Origin of the sequence: Ramlibacter sp., assembly GCF_035554825.1 — a bacterium.
In the GTDB taxonomy this organism is placed as follows: Bacteria; Pseudomonadota; Gammaproteobacteria; order Burkholderiales; family Burkholderiaceae_C; genus Ramlibacter.
Map to the genome: position 1 here is coordinate 1 of NZ_DATMHS010000014.1, position 13,940 is coordinate 13,940.

The 13,940-nt window shown below is 68.3% G+C and carries 15 protein-coding genes; 6 read left to right on the forward strand and 9 right to left on the reverse strand.

Annotation, left to right across the window (positions count from 1 at the left end):
* The first annotated feature begins 64 nt into the window (after positions 1 to 64).
* On the forward strand, positions 65 to 646 hold the full coding sequence (locus VNT59_RS01200) for a superoxide dismutase (protein ID WP_325495808.1): 582 nt from the start codon (positions 65 to 67) through the stop codon (positions 644 to 646).
* A 48-nt stretch (positions 647 to 694) separates the two neighbouring features.
* Here the strand turns inward: VNT59_RS01200 and VNT59_RS01205 are convergent, their stop codons facing one another.
* Together VNT59_RS01205 and VNT59_RS01210 are read right to left on the reverse strand one after the other, a co-directional pair.
* On the reverse strand, positions 695 to 1,138 hold the full coding sequence (locus VNT59_RS01205) for a DUF192 domain-containing protein (protein WP_325495810.1): 444 nt from the start codon (positions 1,136 to 1,138) through the stop codon (positions 695 to 697).
* Positions 1,139 to 1,204: 66 nt separating this feature from the next.
* On the reverse strand, positions 1,205 to 1,399 hold the full coding sequence (locus VNT59_RS01210; protein ID WP_325495812.1) for a hypothetical protein: 195 nt from the start codon (positions 1,397 to 1,399) through the stop codon (positions 1,205 to 1,207).
* A 280-nt stretch (positions 1,400 to 1,679) separates the two neighbouring features.
* Here VNT59_RS01210 and icd point away from each other — a divergent pair, with 280 nt between their 5' ends.
* The gene (gene icd, locus VNT59_RS01215) at positions 1,680 to 2,933 is read left to right on the forward strand and encodes an NADP-dependent isocitrate dehydrogenase (RefSeq protein ID WP_325495814.1); all 1,254 of its coding nucleotides are present in this window, start codon (positions 1,680 to 1,682) and stop codon (positions 2,931 to 2,933) included.
* A gap of 233 nt (positions 2,934 to 3,166) precedes the next feature.
* On the opposite strand, the gene VNT59_RS01220 is transcribed toward icd, so the two are convergent.
* Positions 3,167 to 3,493 carry a cold-shock protein gene (locus tag VNT59_RS01220; RefSeq protein WP_325495816.1) on the reverse strand — a complete coding sequence of 109 codons (327 nt, stop codon included), beginning with the start codon at positions 3,491 to 3,493 and terminating at the stop codon, positions 3,167 to 3,169.
* Positions 3,494 to 3,752: 259 nt separating this feature from the next.
* Between VNT59_RS01220 and clpS the strand changes: the two genes are divergently transcribed.
* Both clpS and clpA read left to right on the forward strand, forming a co-directional pair.
* Positions 3,753 to 4,115 (forward strand): ATP-dependent Clp protease adapter ClpS, encoded by a 363-nt coding sequence (clpS, locus tag VNT59_RS01225; RefSeq protein ID WP_325495818.1) that lies wholly within the window; start codon positions 3,753 to 3,755, stop codon positions 4,113 to 4,115.
* 51 nt (positions 4,116 to 4,166) lie between these two features.
* On the forward strand, positions 4,167 to 6,512 hold the full coding sequence (clpA, locus tag VNT59_RS01230) for an ATP-dependent Clp protease ATP-binding subunit ClpA (RefSeq protein ID WP_325495820.1): 2,346 nt from the start codon (positions 4,167 to 4,169) through the stop codon (positions 6,510 to 6,512).
* Positions 6,513 to 6,587: 75 nt separating this feature from the next.
* Here clpA and VNT59_RS01235 read toward each other — a convergent pair whose 3' ends face one another.
* The 4 genes from VNT59_RS01235 to VNT59_RS01250 are packed head-to-tail and all read right to left on the reverse strand — an operon-like array spanning position 6,588 to position 10,207.
* Entirely contained in the window at positions 6,588 to 7,070 is a 483-nt protein-coding gene (locus VNT59_RS01235) for an EVE domain-containing protein (RefSeq protein WP_325495822.1), read from the reverse strand.
* A 39-nt stretch (positions 7,071 to 7,109) separates the two neighbouring features.
* Positions 7,110 to 8,390 carry a phosphopyruvate hydratase gene (gene eno, locus VNT59_RS01240; protein WP_325495824.1) on the reverse strand — a complete coding sequence of 427 codons (1,281 nt, stop codon included), beginning with the start codon at positions 8,388 to 8,390 and terminating at the stop codon, positions 7,110 to 7,112.
* Complete coding sequence (locus VNT59_RS01245) at positions 8,387 to 9,400, reverse strand: aminoglycoside phosphotransferase family protein (RefSeq protein WP_325495826.1); 1,014 nt, start codon at positions 9,398 to 9,400, stop codon at positions 8,387 to 8,389. The genes eno and VNT59_RS01245 overlap by 4 nt, the downstream gene beginning before the upstream one ends.
* A gap of 33 nt (positions 9,401 to 9,433) precedes the next feature.
* Positions 9,434 to 10,207, reverse strand: a complete 774-nt coding sequence (locus tag VNT59_RS01250; protein WP_325495828.1) for a TSUP family transporter — start codon at positions 10,205 to 10,207, stop codon at positions 9,434 to 9,436.
* A gap of 129 nt (positions 10,208 to 10,336) precedes the next feature.
* On the opposite strand from VNT59_RS01250, the gene VNT59_RS01255 reads away from it, so the two are divergent.
* Complete coding sequence (locus tag VNT59_RS01255; protein ID WP_325495830.1) at positions 10,337 to 11,260, forward strand: 2-dehydropantoate 2-reductase; 924 nt, start codon at positions 10,337 to 10,339, stop codon at positions 11,258 to 11,260.
* 12 nt (positions 11,261 to 11,272) lie between these two features.
* On the opposite strand, the gene VNT59_RS01260 is transcribed toward VNT59_RS01255, so the two are convergent.
* Positions 11,273 to 12,346, reverse strand: coding sequence for an RNA methyltransferase (locus VNT59_RS01260; protein WP_325495832.1), 1,074 nt, complete (start codon positions 12,344 to 12,346; stop codon positions 11,273 to 11,275).
* A 109-nt stretch (positions 12,347 to 12,455) separates the two neighbouring features.
* On the opposite strand from VNT59_RS01260, the gene VNT59_RS01265 reads away from it, so the two are divergent.
* Positions 12,456 to 12,950 carry a hypothetical protein gene (locus VNT59_RS01265; protein WP_325495834.1) on the forward strand — a complete coding sequence of 165 codons (495 nt, stop codon included), beginning with the start codon at positions 12,456 to 12,458 and terminating at the stop codon, positions 12,948 to 12,950.
* Positions 12,951 to 12,980: 30 nt separating this feature from the next.
* Here VNT59_RS01265 and VNT59_RS01270 read toward each other — a convergent pair whose 3' ends face one another.
* A complete protein-coding gene (locus tag VNT59_RS01270) occupies positions 12,981 to 13,883 on the reverse strand; it encodes a hypothetical protein (RefSeq protein WP_325495836.1) in 903 nt (300 codons plus the stop codon).
* Positions 13,884 to 13,940 lie beyond the last annotated feature (57 nt).

Here is a 13,940-nt window from a genome sequence, read left to right on the forward strand (position 1 = left end):
TCACATCGCCGCGCAATAGTTCATAGAATCGGCCTCTCGCAGACACACCAAGAGAGGAAACACCATGGAACACATCCTGCCCCCGCTGCCGTACCCGATCGACTCCCTCGCGCCCCACTACTCGAAGGAGACGCTGGAGTACCACCACGGCAAGCACCACAACGCGTACGTGGTGAACCTCAACAATCTGCAGAAGGGCACCGAATTCGAGAACATGACGCTCGAGGAGATCGTCAAGAAGTCCTCCGGCGGCATCTACAACAACTCGGCCCAGGTCTGGAACCACACCTTCTTCTGGAACTGCATGAAGCCGGCTGGCGGCGGCGAGCCCACCGGGCCGCTGGCGCAGGCCATCGCCACCAAGTGGGGCAGCTACCAGGCCTTCAAGGAGGCCTTCGTCAAGTCGGCGGTCGGTAACTTCGGCTCGGGCTGGACGTGGCTGGTGCGCAAGCCTGACGGCAGCGTGGACATCGTCAACACCGGCGCCGCCGGCACGCCGCTGACCACCGCCGACCGCGCGCTGCTGACCGTGGACGTGTGGGAACATGCGTACTACATCGACTACCGCAACCTGCGGCCGAAATACGTCGAGACCTTCTTCGACAAGCTGGTGAACTGGGACTTCGCGCAGAAGAACTTCGGCTGATCGGCCGCGCTCCACCACGAGAAAGGCCCGCACGCGCGGGCCTTTCTTTCATCGGAAGGGCGCGCCGGTGAGTCTGGCGCCGGGCTTGATGCCCTTCTTCGCGAACCAGCCCTGGTTCATCTCCAGCACGTAGCGCACCGGCTTGGCCGAGCAGTGCGAATCATCCGTCTGCGGCTTCATGTCCTCGAGATTCACGATGGTGCCATCGTCGGCCACGAAGGCGGCCGTCAGCGGCAGCAGCGTGTTGCGCATCCAGAAGCACTGCTGCGAAGGCTGCTCGAACACGAACAGCATGCCTTCGTGCTGCGGCATGTCCTTGCGGAACATGAGCCCGGTCATGCGCTGGTCGGGTGTGTGGGCGACCTGCGCGTCGATCTGGTGCATGCCGGCGCCCAGCTTGACGCGCGGCAGGTTCATCTGCGCTTCCTGCGCGGCGGCCGGCAACGCCGCGGCGGCCGCGGCGAGGGAAAACAGGAGGTGGCTGAACTTCATGCGTCTATTGTGGCCGCCAACAAAAATGCCCGCTGGCGCGGGCATCGGTCGCGAAGCGGCGAGAGATCAGGACTTCTTCTCTTCGGCCTTCTTGGCGGCCTTCTTGGTGGACTTCTTGGCCTTGGCCTTCTTTTCGGCCTTCGCCGGCTTTTCGGCCTTGGCGACGGGTGCGGAGGCGGCGGCAGCGGGCGCCGGAGCCTGCGCGAACGCGGCGCCGATGGCGAAGAACGACGCGACCAGGGCGGCGAGGAGTTTGGTCATGATGGAGATCCTTTCAGGTGTTGGGGCTGATTTTCGAAAATTCCCTCCAGCGTTTCGGAAGGCCCCTTCGAAACGTTCCCCGGGGCACAACGGTTGACACGCCGCTGCTCGGCCCCGGGCCACCCCGGTGCGGGGCGCTTGACGAGCATCAACAACCCGCCCGGCGCCAGCGCCGGCGCGGGCTGGTTTTGGCGGGATGCCCGCTCTTTCGCCGGTAGAATTCCTTCGGTTTGCCGCCGCGCGAACACCCCTTCCTATCCATTCCGGAGAAGTTTTCCCCATGTACCAGCACATCAAGGTCCCCGCCCAGGGCGAGAAGATCACCGTCAACAAGGACATGTCGCTCAACGTGCCGGACCAGCCGGTCATCCCGTACATCGAGGGCGACGGCACCGGCTTCGACATCACGCCGGTGATGCTGAAGGTGGTGGACGCGGCGGTGGCGAAGGCCTACGGCGGCAAGAAGAAGATCCACTGGATGGAGATCTACGCCGGCGAGAAATCGACCAAGGTCTACGGGCCCGACGTGTGGCTGCCCGAGGAGACCCTGCAGGCCGCGCGCGAGTACGTGGTGTCGATCAAGGGCCCGCTGACGACGCCGGTCGGTGGCGGCATCCGCTCGCTGAACGTCGCGCTGCGTCAGGAGCTCGACCTGTACGTCTGCCTGCGCCCGATCCAGTACTTCCGCGGCGTGCCCTCGCCGGTGAAGGCGCCCGAGAAGACCAACATGGTCATCTTCCGCGAGAACTCGGAAGACATCTACGCCGGCATCGAGTGGGAGGCCGAGACCGACAAGGCCAAGAAGATGGTCAAGTTCCTGATCGAGGAAATGGGCGTCAAGAAGATCCGTTTCCCAAACACTTCCAGCATCGGCATCAAGCCGGTCTCCAAGGAAGGCACGACGCGCCTGGTGCGCAAGGCGATCCAGTACGCGATCGACAACGACAAGCCCAGCGTGACGATCGTGCACAAGGGCAACATCATGAAGTTCACGGAAGGGGGCTTCCGCGACTGGAGCTACGAGCTGGCGCAGAAGGAATTCGGCGCGGTGGAGATCGACGGCGGCCCGTGGTGCAAGTTCAAGAATCCGAAGACGGGCAACGAGATCATCGTCAAGGACGTGATCGCCGACGCCTTCCTGCAGCAGATCCTGCTGCGCCCGGCCGAGTACAGCGTCATCGCCACGCTGAACCTCAATGGCGACTACATCTCCGACGCGCTGGCCGCGCAGGTCGGCGGCATCGGCATCGCCCCCGGCGCCAACCTGAGCGACACGGTCGCCATGTTCGAAGCCACCCACGGCACGGCGCCGAAGTACGCGGGCAAGGACTACGTGAACCCCGGCTCCGAAATCCTGTCGGCCGAGATGATGCTGCGCCACATGGGCTGGAAGGAAGCGGCGGACCTGATCATCAGCTCGATGGAAAAATCCATCGCGTCCAAGAAGGTCACCTACGACTTCGCCCGCCTGATGGACGGCGCGACGCAGGTGAGCTGCTCCGGTTTCGGCCAGGTGATGATCGAAAACATGTGACGTCGCGCCCGGCGACGCGGTCCCGGCCGCGGCCGGAGTCCGACCCCGGAAACGAAGCCGCCCTCGGGCGGCTTTTTCTTTGACGCAGCCATGCCGCCGGCGCGGCTTTTGCGCCGTGGCGTGGCGCCTCCGGTCCCGGTGGCGCAAGATGGCGTCCGCCAGACAAGGCAAAGCCGCCCGGTGGGCGGCTGGGGTGGGAGCCGCCGGCGGGCGGCCCGTTCGTTGCTGGGGGGCTACTTGGTGGCCGGGTCCGGATGCCCGGAGGCATGGAACTGGGGCGCGCGTACCTTGGAGTGCCGTCCCGGCCGGTCAGCTGCCGGCTGGGTGGCGATCGGTTGCGGCGGGGCTGCCGCCACCTCGGTGGTGTGGATGTTCTGGGCCAGCTGGCCCTTCGGCCCTTCAGTGATGTCGAACGTGACGCGCGAGCCCTGCTTCAGCGTCTTGAAGCCCTCCATCGCGATGGCGGAGAAATGCGCGAACACGTCCGCGCCGCCACCGTCGGGCTCGATGAAACCGAAGCCCTTCGCGTCGTTGAACCACTTGACAGTACCGGTCGCCATAACCTCGGCCCCTTGTTTTCCCTCTTGACTGGCCCAAGTGTCGATGTTCGTGAGGTTTGTGTCAATAATTTCACATACTAAAGTTTTCGGCCGTCATGCGGAGCGCGGGCCCTGGCGGCGGGGCGCGATTCGCGCTGCCGAAAAACGCTGGCAGCAACTGCCGAAAATAGCTGGCACGGCGCGCCCGCCTGTCGCTTGAATGTGACGCATGTGGCACCAAGTCACTGGAAGGCTGCAGCGCGGAACCCCCCTCGATAGAATGAATTTCATGGCCAGTAAACCACCCGTTCCGGCACCTGTCGCTCCTCGCACGAAGGACGACGACGGCGGGGCCGTGGTGGTCGAGCGCAAGACCCAGAAAACCAAGCCGCCGCAGATGTATCAGGTGGTGATGCTGAACGATGACTACACCCCCATGGAGTTCGTGGTGGTCATCATTCAGGAATTCTTCAACAAGGACCGGGAGACTGCGACACAGATCATGCTGAAGATCCACCTGGACGGCAAAGGCATTTGCGGCGTGTACTCGCGGGACGTCGCCGCCACGAAGGTCGAGCAGGTGCAGGAGGCGGCCCGTCAAGCGGGGCATCCCCTGCAATGTATGAGTGAACCGGTTGAGTAAAGCCGGGTCGAACCGATTTAAAGTAGTAGTAGCAAGGCAAAAGGAAATCTCATGATTGCCCAGGAACTGGAAGTCAGCCTCCACATGGCGTTCGTGGAGGCACGGCAACAGCGGCACGAGTTCATCACCGTGGAACACCTGCTGCTCGCCCTGCTGGACAATCCCAGCGCGGCGGAAGTGCTGCGCGCGTGCTCGGCCAACATCGACGATCTGCGCAAGTCGCTTTCCAACTTCATCAAGGACAACACGCCGCAGGTCGCGGGGACGGACGACGTGGACACCCAGCCGACGCTGGGCTTCCAGCGCGTCATCCAGCGCGCGATCATGCACGTGCAGTCCACCGGCAACGGCAAGAAGGAAGTCACCGGCGCCAACGTGCTGGTGGCGATCTTCGGCGAGAAGGATTCGCACGCCGTCTATTACCTCCACCAGCAGGGCGTGACGCGCCTGGACGTGGTGAACTTCATCGCCCACGGCATCAAGAAGAGCGACCCGCCGGAGCCGGCCAAGGGCGGCGAGCCGGGCGCGCCCGAGGGCGAGGACGGCGGCGAGAAGAACGAGAAGGCCTCGCCCCTGGAGCAGTTCACGCAGAACCTGAACCAGGCGGCCAAGGACGGCAAGATCGATCCGCTGATCGGCCGCGAGTACGAGGTCGAGCGCGTGATCCAGATCCTGTGCCGCCGGCGCAAGAACAACCCGCTGCTGGTGGGCGAGGCCGGCGTGGGCAAGACCGCGATCGCCGAAGGCCTGGCCTGGCGCATCGTGCAGAAGGAAGTGCCCGAGATCCTGGCCGAGTCGAACGTGTACTCGCTGGACATGGGCGCGCTGCTGGCCGGCACCAAGTACCGCGGCGATTTCGAGCAGCGCCTGAAGGGCGTGCTCAAGTCCCTCAAGGACAAGCCCAACGCGATCCTGTTCATCGACGAGATCCACACGCTGATTGGCGCCGGCGCGGCGTCGGGCGGCACGCTGGACGCGTCCAACCTGCTCAAGCCCGCGCTCAGCTCGGGCACGCTCAAGTGCATCGGGGCGACGACGTTCACCGAGTACCGCGGCATCTTCGAGAAGGACGCGGCCCTCTCGCGGCGCTTCCAGAAGGTGGACGTGGTGGAGCCGAGCGTGCAGGAGACGATCGAGATCCTCAAGGGCCTCAAGTCGCGTTTCGAGGAGCACCACAGCGTGAAGTACGCGGCCAACGCCCTGCAGGCGGCGGCGGAGCTCTCGGCGAAATACATCAACGACCGGCACCTGCCGGACAAGGCCATCGACGTGATCGACGAGGCCGGCGCCGCCCAGCGCATCCTGCCCGTGAACAAGCGCAAGAAGACGATTTCCAAGACCGAGGTCGAGGAGATCGTGGCCAAGATCGCCCGCATTCCGCCGGCCAACGTGTCCAACGACGACCGCGGCAAGCTGCAGAACCTCGAGCGCGACTTGAAGAGCGTGGTGTTCGGCCAGGACAAGGCCCTGGAAGTGCTGGCCGGCGCCGTCAAGATGGCGCGCTCGGGCCTGGGCAAGGGCGACAAGCCGATCGGCTCGTTCCTGTTCTCCGGTCCCACCGGCGTCGGCAAGACCGAAGCGGCCAAGCAGCTCGCCTACATCATGGGCATCGAGCTGATCCGCTTCGACATGTCCGAGTACATGGAGCGCCATGCCGTGAGCCGCCTGATCGGCGCGCCGCCGGGCTACGTCGGCTTCGACCAGGGCGGCCTGCTCACCGAGGCGATCAGCAAGAAGCCGCACGCGGTGCTGCTGCTCGACGAGATCGAGAAGGCGCATCCGGACATCTTCAACGTGCTGCTGCAGGTGATGGACCACGGCACGCTGACGGACAACAACGGCCGCAAGGCGGACTTCCGCAACGTCATCATCATCATGACGACCAACGCGGGCGCCGAGTCGCTGAACAAGGCGGTGATGGGCTTCACCAACGTGCATGAAGCCGGCGACGAGATGGCCGACATCAAGCGGCTGTTCACGCCGGAGTTCCGCAACCGCCTGGACGCGATCGTCAGCTTCAAGTCGCTGGACGAGCAGGTCATCCTGCGCGTGGTCGACAAGTTCCTGCTGGTCCTGGAGCAGCAGCTGGCCGAGAAGAAGGTGGAAGTCACCTTCACCGACCAGTTGCGCAAGCACCTGGCCAAGAAGGGCTTCGATCCGCTGATGGGCGCGCGGCCGATGCAGCGGCTGATCCAGGACACCATCCGCCGGGCCCTGGCCGACGAGCTGCTGTTCGGCCGGCTGACCGAGGGTGGCCGCCTCACGGTGGACATCGAGGACAAGACGGACGACAAGGGCGTCGTCACCTCCGAGGTGATGCTGGACATCCAGCCCCTGCCGAAGAAGGAAGGCCGCGCCAAGCCGGAGCCGGAGGAAATCTCGTCGGACAACCAGTAAGCGGTTCGCACCGGGATCGCCGCACTGCCGGCGGAGCCGGTTCAGCAAGAAAAAGCCCGGCCAAGCCGGGCTTTTTCACGTGCGCGATGCTGCTGCCTCCGCGTCCGCAAGCCGCAGGATCGTGTCCCAGTGCCGCGGCTCGACCGGCGTGATCGACAGCCGGTTGCCCTTGCGCAGCACCAGCAGCTCGGCCAGTGCCGGATCCGCGCGCAGCCGTGGCAGCGTCAGCGTCGGGATCTTGCGCAGCACCTGCACGTCCACCAGCAGCCAGCGCGGCGATTCGGGTGTGGACGCCGCGTCGTGGTACGGCGAGTTGGGATCGAACTGGGTCGGATCGGGACGGGCCGCGGAGGCCACGCGGGCGATGCCGACGATGCCGGGCTCCGCGCAGCTCGAGTGATAGAACAGCACGCCGTCGCCCACGCGCATCGCGTCGCGCATGAAGTTGCGCGCCTGGTAGTTGCGCACGCCGACCCACGGCACCGTGGCGTCCGGCGCCGCCAGCGCGTCGGCGACGGAGCATTCGGCCGGTTCGGATTTCATCAGCCAGTAGTTCATGCGTTCACCATGCACAGTCGACGCCGGGCGGGCGCCGGCTCATGGCCGGCGCCCGCCCAGGGCCTGCCTGCCCGCGAATCCGGCCGGCGCCCCGGGCCGACCCTCGATCCGGATGCCTTCGTTCCACTTGGCCATGCGCTCGGACCGGGCGAAGGAACCCACCTTCAACTGGCCGGCATTCCAGCCGGTCGCCAGGTGCACGATGGCCACGTCCTCGGTCTCGCCGGAGCGGGCCGAGACGATGGTGGCGTAGCCGGCGTCCTTCGCCGCGTCGAGCGCCTCGCGCGTCTGGGTCACCGTCCCGGCCTGGTTCGGCTTGATCAGCACGCCATTGCAGGCGCCGAGCGCAGCCGCGGCGCGCACGCGATCGGCACTCGTCACCAGATAGTCGTCGCCGACCACCTGCACCCGGCCGCCCACGGCTCGCGTGAACGCCACCAGCCCGGCCTCGTCGTCCTCGGCCAGCGGATCCTCGATCGAGACGATCGGGTAGCGATCGATCCAGCCGACCAGCCGCTCGCACATCGCGTCCGAATCCAGCTCCTGGTTCTCCAGCGCCAGCCGGTAGCGGCCGTGCTGGCCGAATTCGGATGCCGCGACGTCCAGCGCGATCGCCACCTGTTCGCCCGGCACGAAGCCGGCCTGCTCGATCGCCGTGACCAGCGTGTCCAGCGCGTCCTCGTTGCGCGCGAAGCTTGGCCACCAGCCGCCTTCGTCCGCCACGCCGGCGAGCGCGCCGCGGGCCGCCATCAGCTCGCCAGCCGCGCGGTACACCTCGGCGGTCATTTCCAGCGCCTCGCCGAACGACCTGGCGGCGGTGGCGATCACCATGAAGTCCTGGATGTCGACGCGCCGGCCGGCGTGCGCGCCGCCGCCGAAGATCTGGATCTGCGGCAGCGGCAGTTGCACCGTGCGCCCCTGGGCGAGGTAGCGCCACAGCGGCTGGCGGGCGTGCGCGGCGGCCGCGTGCAGCACCGCCAGCGAGGTGGCGATCAGCGCATTGCCGCCCAGCCGCGACTTGGTGCCGGTGCCGTCGAGCTGGATCAGCGCGGCGTCGATCGCCGCTTGGTCCGAGACCTCGTGACCCAGCAGCGCCGGCGCGATCTCGCGCTCGATGCCGCGCAATGCCGCTTGCACGTCCAGGCCCCGGAATCGCTCGCCGCCATCGCGCAGTTCCACCGCCTCGCGCGTGCCGCGCGACGCGCCGGCCGGCGCGATCCCCAGCCCGCCGGTGCCGTCCTCGTTGGTCACTTCCACTTCGACCGTCGGGCGGCCGCGCGAATCCCAGATGCGGCGCGCCGCGATGCGCTTGATCTTCATATGGCGAATTCCTTGTTCCAGGACGAGGCGAGTGCTTCCAGGCTCGCCGGCGCCCGCCGCACCAGCGGCACGGTAGCGCGGCGCACCGCATCGCGCACCGATGCGCCGAGATATTCGACCGGCGACTTGCCGTCCACCCGGGCCAGCGCGAGCCCGGGCAGCAGCGCCGCCGCGCGCGCATCGAGCGCCGCCGCCGGCTCCCAGCGTACGTGCTCGAGATACGCGGCGGCCAAGGCGCGATAGCTCGCCATGAAGCCGCCGGCCTGGCGCGGCATGTGCGCCGCTTTCAGCAGCAAATGATTGAGGCAGAACGCGAGGTCGAACGCCGGGTCGCCGAACCACGCGCATTCGGCGTCCAGCAGCACCGGACCCGTCGGGCCGATCAGGATGTTCTTGGGGCTGACGTCGCCGTGCACCAGCACGCGCCGGGTCGCGGCCGTGCGCGCCACCAGGGCGAGCAGGCGGTCGGCCAGCGCCGGGTGCGCCCGGGCGGTCTCGGCCAGGTACGGCTCGAGCCGGATCGCGTCGAAGTTCGCGTCGGTGGCGAAGCGCAGCGCCAGCTCCGGCCGGTCCGCCGTGGCCCCGTGGATCCGCCCGAGCAGGTGGCCCGTGCCCCGGGCTGACTCGATGTCGATGCGCCCGGCCAGCAGTTCGGATTTCCAGTGTCGGTAGCCGGGGCCGAGGAACTCCATGACGAAGCTCTTGCTGGCATCGTCCTGGCCGAGCACCCGCGGCACCTGTCCCGGCGCGATGCGGTGCACCGTCCGCAGCCACTCGATCTCGGCGAAGACGCGCTCCACCGGCACGTTCCATTCCTTGGCGACCTTCAGCTTCGGCAGCGCCTGCTTGAGACAGTAGCTGCCCGAGCGCAGGTCGACGCGGTAGATGCCCGACGACACGCCGCCGGCGAGCGCCACGCCGGTGACGGTTTCCTCCGGTCCGGCCAGTTCCAACGAGACGAAGATCCGCTGCAGTGCCGCCGGGTCGCGCGATAAGTCCACGTACGCCATGGTCCGCCGATTATCGAGGGCCGCCGCCCGGATTCAGCCGAGGAACCGCGCCGCCAGCGTCTGCAGCGACGGGCCCACCAGCCCCGCGCCCGTCACGAACAGCAGCCCCGCCACGAGCTTGAGCACCGCGGCGCGCGGCCAGCGCGACGGGTGCCGCTGGAACCACCACGTGACCGCCATCGTGAGCGGCACCGCCAGCACGCACAGCATGAGCGAGCGGGCGCTGAACTGGCCGGCCGGCACCACGATCAGCAGCCGCAGCAGCGAGCCGACCGCCAGCGTGCACAGCAGCGTGTCGCGCACCGCGTCCAGGTCCATCGGCTGGCGGTAGAACTGGTAGACCAGCGGCGGGCCGGAGGCCGAAAACAGCCCGCCCAGCACGCCCGACAGAAAGCCGAAGCCGCCGAACGACAGCCGGGAGGAACGCTGCGCCAGCGGCCGGGTGCGCATCAGGACGACCAGCGCGCAGCCGATGATCACCAGGCCCAGCAGCAGGCGCAGGACCACCACCAGGCCGGCGTCGAGCCAGCCGAGCAGGGCGACGCCCACGCCCACGCCCAGCAGGCTGCCGGCCACCGTGGCCCGCAGCACCGCCCAGTCCAGCGACTGGCTCATGGTGCGCAGGGCGACCGCGGCATTCGCCAGCGAGAGCACCATCGCCACGTTGGCGACGTCCGGCAGCGGCGCCAGATGGAACAGGCTGGTGAGGCCGAGCAGCACCAGCGCCAGCGCGAATCCCGTCATGCGCTGCGCCGAGGTGGCGATCGCCACGCAGGCGAGAAAACCGACGGTCTGCCACGCCGTCATCGGCCGCCGACGGCAGGACCAGTCCGGCGCGTTTCTTCGTCACTCGTTACGACATGCATTGCGGCCGGGATTATCGGCTGGTTTCTAGAATGGTTCCTCGGCGCACCGCTGACCGCAGACCAGACCACCATGAACCACACCCCACCCACCAACCAGCTCCGCGTCGCCGTCATGGGGGCGGGAGCCGTCGGCTGCTACTTCGGCGGCATGCTCGCCCGCGCCGGGCATCAGGTGACCCTGATCGCCCGGCCCGAGCATGTCCAGGCGATCGGCCGCGACGGGCTCCGCATGCAGACCAGGACCTTCGACGAGCGGGTGCGGCTGGCCGCCAGCACGGACGCCAGCGCCGTCCGGGGCGCCGACCTGGTCCTGTTTTGCGTCAAGTCGACTCACACCGAAGCCGCCGGCGAGCAACTGCGACCGCACCTGGGCGCGGCCACGCTGGTGCTGTGCCTGCAGAACGGCGTCGACAATGCCGATCGGCTGCGCGAGCTGCTGCCGCCGGCGCAGGTGGCCGCCGCGGTCGTCTACGTCGCCACCGAGATGGCCGGCGCCGGCCACGTCAGGCACCACGGGCGGGGCGAACTGGTGATCGAGCCGTCGCAGCGCAGCGAGGAGGCGGCCCGGGCGCTCGCCGCCGCCGGCGTGCCTACCGAAGTCTCGGACAACGTGCGCGGCGCGCTGTGGGCCAAGCTGATCATCAACTGCGCCTACAACGCCGTCTCCGCCATCGCCCAGCGGCCCTACGGCGAGAACGTGCGCGGCGTCGGCATTCCCGAGGTCATGCGCGATGTCGTCGACGAGTGCCTCGCCGTCGCAGCGGCCGAGCGCGTGCAGGTGCCAGGCGACATGCACGCGGTGGTTCGCCAGCTGGTCGAGACCATGCCGACCCAGTATTCGTCGACGGCGCAGGATCTGGCGCGGCACAAGCCGACCGAGATCGACTACCTCAACGGCCTGATCGTGCGGCGTGGCCAGGCGCTGGGCATCGCCACCCCGGCGAACCGGGTGCTGTGGGCGCTGGTGAAGCTGCTGGAAGGCAAGCGCCGCTGAAGGCCGGCGCCGTCAGGCGCCAGCGCCGCGCCGCAGCGGCGGCATCGCGACGACTTTCGCGCCGGACCCGTCCCAACCCTGGCCCGCTTGCTGCGCCGCCCGTGCCCGCAATTGCCCGCAGCCGCCTTCGACGTCCTGGCCGGCCGACTGCCGCAATTTGGTCAGCACCCCGCGCCGGTGCAGTTCCCGGGCGATGGCCGCTGCGCGCTCCGAGGCGGGGCGACTGAACGCCAGCCCGTCAACGGCGTTGTAGGGGATCATGTTGAGCACCCCGTAGGTGCCGGCCAGCAGCCGGACGATGCCGTCGAGTTCGTCGGGGCCGTCGTTGATGCCTTGCAGCAGCGTCCACTGGTACTGGATCGGATAGCCGGTGCTGCGGGCGTAGCGTTCGCCGGCGGCCACCAGTTCCTCGGCGGTCATGCGAGGCGCCCGCGGCAGCAGGCGCTCGCGCAGCTGGTCGTTGGTCGTGTGCAGCGAAATCGCCAGCGCGGGTTTGACCCGGCCCTGCGGCAGGCGCTCGAACACGCGCGGATCGCCGACGGTGGAGAACACCAGGTTCTTGTGCCCGATGTTGCCGACCGTGCCCAGCAGGTCGATCGCTTCGAGCACGTTGTCCAGGTTGTGGGCCGGCTCGCCCATGCCCATGAAGACCACCTTCTTCACCGCGCGCCGGCGCCGTGCGAGCGCGACCTGCGCCACCATTTCGGCGCTGCCCAGTTGCCGCACCAGGCCGCCCTGGCCGGTCATGCAGAACACGCAGCCGACGGCGCAGCCCACCTGCGACGAGATGCACAGGCCGCCGCGCGGCAACAGCACGCTTTCGACCGTCTGGCCGTCGGCCAGCGCCACCAGCAGCCGCTCGGAACCGTCGGCGGCCGGATGGGCCGACTGCAGCCGCGCCAGCGCCTCGAGTTCCGCCGCGATGCCGGGCAGGGCGGCGCGCAGCGGCAGCGGCAGGAAGTCCTCGATCCGGCGGCGACCGCTGTCCTGCGGCAGCGCCTGCGACCACAGCCGCAGCACGCGCGCCGCGTGCGTGGCGCCGGCGCCGGCGGCGCGCAGCCTGTGCCTGAGGTCCTCGATCTTCATGGCCGAACCATACCGCACCGGGCCGCCGGCGGCTCCGGTGCCGCGCCGGGGCGGGCAGGCGCCGTCGCATCGCTCGGTACACTGCGCGCGAAACCTCCACACGAATGCAATGACCGAGATCGAAGACCACGGCGAGAAGATCCAGGAACCGCGCCTGTGGCGCGCCAACGGCTGGACGGCCCGGGTCGTCAAGAACGAAGACGACGACGGCTGGGCCGTCGCCATGACGCCGGACGGCCGGACCGAGCCGGCGCTGGTCGGCCCCTGGACCATGGGGCGCGACAAGAAGAATCCGAAGCCGCTGGATTCGTCGGCGTTCAACACGCTGGTGAAGACCGCGAGCGAGTTCGTGCGCCGCTCCGAGCAGCAGCTGCAGGCCGCGCTGCACCAGAGCATCGCGATCGCCCATGGCGCCGGCCGGGTGACGATCTCGCTCGACATCGAACCCGACGACGAGCATCCGACGGCGCTGTTGCGCGCCGTCGATGCGGCGGGCGAACTGCTGGGCCAGGCGCGGGTCGCGCCTTCGTTCAGGCTGAGCCGGGCCAGCGCCAGCGCCTGGGCCGACGCGGGCTTCAGCGCCGAGGCGGTGCGGCCGGCGTAGCCTGGGCGTCGGCTGGCACCGGGGCAGCGTCTATTTCAGCCTGGCGGGATCGATCTGGAAGATGTGCGGGAAGCGCGTCGGCCAGTGGAGGTATTTGCGCGTGCCGGATTCGGACAGGCCCCACAGGCGGCCGGCCTCGTCGACGGTCAGGTCTTCGAGCCCGGCCACCATGTCGTACGCCGCCTTCACCGCGCCTTGGCGATCCAGGCGATAGAGCTTGCCCCACTGGCCGTTGCTGGCCGAGACCCACAGGTTGCCGGCCTTGTCGAACGCCGCGCCTTGCGCTTCGAGCGGCACCGGGATCGATTCTGCGGCGCGGTTTTCCCGCACCGTCTGGCCGTCGAACTCGTCGAACAGGCGCTGGTCCAGGCGGAACATGCGGGCCTTCGGCTGCTCCTTGGTCCAGGTGCCGATCCAGGGGTCCTTGCCGTCGAAGGTCGCGTACGAGCCGCGCAGCTCGCCGGTAATCTTGATCGACTTCGACGCGCCGGCGGAGGTGCCGGAGGCCAGCGCCTTGTCGACGTCGATGAGGAACAGGGCACGCGTATCCGCCAGGAACAGCTTGCCCTGGCCGAGGTAGGCCATGCCGCCCGAGTGGGTGCAGGTGCCGGGCGGAATGTCGAAGTGGCCGGCGATCGTGCCGCTGGCGATCTCGATGCGGAACACGCGGCACGGGCCGGTGTTGGCCTTCAGGTCGGGCGTGGGCTTGTAGCTGCTGACGAAGAGGTGGGCGCCGGCGCTGGTGAGCCCCTGCGGCACGTAGCCTTCGTCCAGGGCCGGCGTCCAGATGCGATGGCGCAGCGCGGCGCCGTTGGGCACGTCCGCCGTGACCGATTCCAGGTAGCTGGGGCGGGTGCCGAGGACCGGCGCTGCGGTGGGGGTGGCGCAGCCGGCGAGGGCGGCCAGCAGCGGGAGCATCCATGCGTTCTTCATTGTCGGCGCTCGTTCGAAACGGAAACGCCGATGGTAGCCGGGGCGCGGGCGCGAGGC

What these genes read in the sequence shown, in the direction of transcription:
- VNT59_RS01200 (WP_325495808.1), top strand. Translation starts at nt 65, where the DNA reads ATGGAACACATCCTGCCCCCGCTGCCGTACCCGATCGACTCCCTCGCG.
- VNT59_RS01205 (WP_325495810.1), bottom strand. Translation starts at nt 1,138, where the DNA reads ATGAAGTTCAGCCACCTCCTGTTTTCCCTCGCCGCGGCCGCCGCGGCG.
- VNT59_RS01210 (WP_325495812.1), bottom strand. Translation starts at nt 1,399, where the DNA reads ATGACCAAACTCCTCGCCGCCCTGGTCGCGTCGTTCTTCGCCATCGGC.
- icd (WP_325495814.1), top strand. Translation starts at nt 1,680, where the DNA reads ATGTACCAGCACATCAAGGTCCCCGCCCAGGGCGAGAAGATCACCGTC.
- VNT59_RS01220 (WP_325495816.1), bottom strand. Translation starts at nt 3,493, where the DNA reads ATGGCGACCGGTACTGTCAAGTGGTTCAACGACGCGAAGGGCTTCGGT.
- clpS (WP_325495818.1), top strand. Translation starts at nt 3,753, where the DNA reads ATGAATTTCATGGCCAGTAAACCACCCGTTCCGGCACCTGTCGCTCCT.
- clpA (WP_325495820.1), top strand. Translation starts at nt 4,167, where the DNA reads ATGATTGCCCAGGAACTGGAAGTCAGCCTCCACATGGCGTTCGTGGAG.
- VNT59_RS01235 (WP_325495822.1), bottom strand. Translation starts at nt 7,070, where the DNA reads ATGAACTACTGGCTGATGAAATCCGAACCGGCCGAATGCTCCGTCGCC.
- eno (WP_325495824.1), bottom strand. Translation starts at nt 8,390, where the DNA reads ATGAAGATCAAGCGCATCGCGGCGCGCCGCATCTGGGATTCGCGCGGC.
- VNT59_RS01245 (WP_325495826.1), bottom strand. Translation starts at nt 9,400, where the DNA reads ATGGCGTACGTGGACTTATCGCGCGACCCGGCGGCACTGCAGCGGATC.
- VNT59_RS01250 (WP_325495828.1), bottom strand. Translation starts at nt 10,207, where the DNA reads ATGACGGCGTGGCAGACCGTCGGTTTTCTCGCCTGCGTGGCGATCGCC.
- VNT59_RS01255 (WP_325495830.1), top strand. Translation starts at nt 10,337, where the DNA reads ATGAACCACACCCCACCCACCAACCAGCTCCGCGTCGCCGTCATGGGG.
- VNT59_RS01260 (WP_325495832.1), bottom strand. Translation starts at nt 12,346, where the DNA reads ATGAAGATCGAGGACCTCAGGCACAGGCTGCGCGCCGCCGGCGCCGGC.
- VNT59_RS01265 (WP_325495834.1), top strand. Translation starts at nt 12,456, where the DNA reads ATGACCGAGATCGAAGACCACGGCGAGAAGATCCAGGAACCGCGCCTG.
- VNT59_RS01270 (WP_325495836.1), bottom strand. Translation starts at nt 13,883, where the DNA reads ATGAAGAACGCATGGATGCTCCCGCTGCTGGCCGCCCTCGCCGGCTGC.